Here is a 2,923-nt window from a genome sequence, read left to right as displayed (position 1 = left end):
GCTCCAACACCTTCGGCGGTCTTCAGTCTTTTGTTGATCTGAATGCGCCCACACCGTCCGATTTACGCGACGATGCTCATTCTGCACCGGTGGGTCCGCGCCGGCAGATGCTCCGCGGGTCGGAGTGGCAGCCCATGATGCAAGCGACAGGGTCCGCCGCCACTGTCGCGGGGACGGGAGGGCCCGGTGACTTGCGGCCCATCCACCGCGGTCGACTTTCGGCGATGAGTGAAGCTGCGCCATCGCCACCGGTAAGAGCTCCCCAACCCGCCCCGCCAGTAATCCCTAGGCTGCCAGACACCTACCGTGGCCTTCCACTGGTTGATGTGACGACGCTAACGACCAGTTCCTCCGACACTCAGATCGGGGCGCTCGATACGACAGCCTCGTCCAATGTCCCCAACGGGTCGGTGCTCGACGCCACCGAGTGGCTGAGCGACGCCCATATCCAGAGGGATTACCAATTGCTGGAGGAGCAGCTGCAGACAACCGATCCGACGCTCGCCGCCAGGACACGGCTGGTGGATCCGTCGCTCTCCCATCTACTGCGTCACATGGCGCCGCAAGACGCGCGCGACACATTGCAGTCCATCTATAATCAAAATGACGCGCCAGCCGACTTCCTGTTCCTTCCAGTGAACAATGGCACTCCTACTACCCCCGGCACCCATTGGTCGCTGCTGCTCGTTGATCGCCGCAAACCGGAAACGCGGTTGGCCTATCACTACGACTCCCTCCAGCGAGAGGGATATAACGATGTGCCTGCAAAACAGCTCGCAGGACTGCTGAACGCCACCTTGGCACCAGCCCGCATGCCCCGACAGTCGAACGATTATGATTGCGGCGTCTTTGTGTTGGACGGCACGTGGGCGCTGGCTGGACGATTGCTCGACGGGGAGCGGCCGGACCACGAGCCGCTGCACCTCGACAACCTCGTGGCCGATCGGCAGGCGCTGCAAGACCGATTGACGAGGCGCTTGCCGCACGAGGAGGAGCCCCGGCAGCTGTTGGATCATGAACCCGCCTCCCCACCAATGGTGGCATTCGAGCCAGGGGAACTCCGGCAGCTGCTGGATGATGAACCCGCCTCCCCACCACGGGGCGCACTATTGGGCATGGGTAGTTTCCGATCTTGGCCATGAGGTTCAGTTGATCAGCCCACAGTTTGTGACCCATACGTGAAATCCAACAAGGATCACCGCAACGATGCTGAGCCATCTGCGAAGCAGTTAGCCGGCCCTCACTGCGCTTTGTTCCGGCAAAGTGGATCGATCAGCTGGCGATCCAGGCCGTTCATCGCGTTCGTCGACGGCCGGTCGCCGATCGGGTGAGGCTTGTCAACCAGGCCCGTGGTCTCCTATCCGAGCATGGGATAGCCATCGCCCGCGACATCACGCAATTGCGGCACGGCCTTGCCGTCATCGTCGGGAATGACAATGACGGTCTCAGCGACATGGTTCGGGCTCTCCGCATGGGCAATCCGCACTGGACGGTGGGAATTGCCAGAATCGGCGGCCATCTCCAAGTGCGCCGAAGATTTGCAGTCAGCCATGCGCGAAGAATACATAACCTACAAGCGCGGCAGGAAGGTTCGAAAGCTGCATCCTGCCGCGGTCAGATCGGGCGGACAGCAGATGGTCCTTTAGGACGAGATTCGCACCGCCCCTCGGCACCACATGCAGATGTCATTCCAGCAGCGGCGGCGCGGCATCGTCGGGGACGTGCGACAGCTTAAAGTCGACGTCGATAGTTACAATGATGCAAGTTCAAACGAAGAACCAATCCAGATGGATTTCGACTTCCACATGGACTTGGCCGAAATCGAAGCAGCGGAAGCCGCTTAGTCGCGCTTTGCGCCAACGGGCCGATGTGGCGAGCCTAGCTGCCTCGGCCCACACGACCCCGGTCGCGCGGCTGGTTGATCCGCACTGCGAGGTCGTGCTGGTCGGCGACAGCGTCGGCATGGTGCTTCACGGCCTGCCGACCACGCTTGGGGTCACGCTCGACATGATGATCATGCACGGCAAGGCGGTTCGCCGCGGGCTTGAACGCCCGCTGTTGGTCGTCGACATGCTGTTCGGCTCCTATGAGGAAGGCCCCGAGCAGGCCTTCCGCAATACTGCGCGCGTCATGGCCGAGACCGGCTGCGCGGCCGTCAAGCTCGAAGGCGGCGAAAGCATGGCCGAGACGATCCGCTTCCTCACCGGTCGCGGCGTCCCGGTGATGGCTCACATTTGGCTGACGCTGCAGGCGGTGAACGCGTTCGGCGGATATCGCGTCCAGGGCAGGGGCGAGGATGCCGAGCGAATCAGGCGCGATGCTCTTGCGGTGGCCGACGCGGGTTCCTTCGCGGTCGTACTCGAAAAAGTGCCCGAGGCTCTCGCCCGCCGGATCACCGAGGAAATCGCGATCCCGACGATCGGCATCGGGGCCTCGTCAGACTACGATGGCAGATCCTGGTGGTCGACGACATGCTTGGCCTCTTTGGCGCCTTCCGCCCCAAATTCGTCAAGCGCTACGACGAACTCGGGCAGGCCGCCGATGCGGCGATCGCGGTATACGCACAGGAGGTGAGAGATCGCCGTTTTCCGGGACCCGATCATGTCTTCGGCGACGAGTCGAAGATCGCCAGAGGAGAAGAAGCCGCGTGAGCATTCCCATCGTCAGGACCGTCGCCGAGTTGCGCGCGGCTGTAGCCGCATGGCGTCAGCACGGCCTCAAAGTCGCAGTCGTGCCAACCATGGGCGCCCTGCACGAGGGCCATTTGAGCCTGGTGCGTGCGGCACTTGCGAAGGCGGACCGTGTGATCGTGACGCTGTTCGTCAATCCCAAGCAGATGGGGTGGATGCCAGCCTTCTCCGACGGCATCGCAATGTGCCAAGTTTGTGGTGTTACAGCCACGCAAAGGAGAGGCAGGCATCCA

At 62.5% G+C, this 2,923-nt stretch carries 4 protein-coding genes and 1 pseudogene; 4 read left to right on the top strand and 1 reads right to left on the bottom strand.

All coding sequences use genetic code 11. From position 1 onward, the window contains the following. The first annotated feature begins 410 nt into the window (after positions 1-410). Positions 411-1,142, top strand: a complete 732-nt coding sequence (locus M727_RS43630) for a Ulp1 family isopeptidase (protein ID WP_245269109.1) — start codon at positions 411-413, stop codon at positions 1,140-1,142. A 215-nt stretch (positions 1,143-1,357) separates the two neighbouring features. Here M727_RS43630 and M727_RS42685 read toward each other — a convergent pair whose 3' ends face one another. After that, positions 1,358-1,519, bottom strand: coding sequence for a hypothetical protein (locus tag M727_RS42685; protein WP_198032748.1), 162 nt, complete (start codon positions 1,517-1,519; stop codon positions 1,358-1,360). A 157-nt stretch (positions 1,520-1,676) separates the two neighbouring features. On the opposite strand from M727_RS42685, the gene M727_RS43625 reads away from it, so the two are divergent. The 3 genes and pseudogenes from M727_RS43625 to M727_RS38690 form a co-directional block, all read left to right on the top strand. Further along, complete coding sequence (locus M727_RS43625; protein ID WP_245269108.1) at positions 1,677-1,844, top strand: hypothetical protein; 168 nt, start codon at positions 1,677-1,679, stop codon at positions 1,842-1,844. Positions 1,845-1,851: 7 nt separating this feature from the next. Further along, positions 1,852-2,651 (top strand): annotated as a pseudogene (gene panB / locus M727_RS38695) (3-methyl-2-oxobutanoate hydroxymethyltransferase). Then, on the top strand, positions 2,648-2,923 hold a 276-nt coding region (locus M727_RS38690; RefSeq protein ID WP_036264308.1), incomplete at its 3' end, for a pantoate--beta-alanine ligase. The pseudogene panB and the gene M727_RS38690, both read left to right, overlap by 4 nt.

Origin of the sequence: Mesorhizobium sp. WSM2561 (assembly GCF_000513915.1) — a bacterium.
GTDB lineage: Bacteria > Pseudomonadota > Alphaproteobacteria > Rhizobiales > Rhizobiaceae > Mesorhizobium > Mesorhizobium muleiense.
This window is presented reverse-complemented; position numbering and strand designations above follow the sequence as displayed.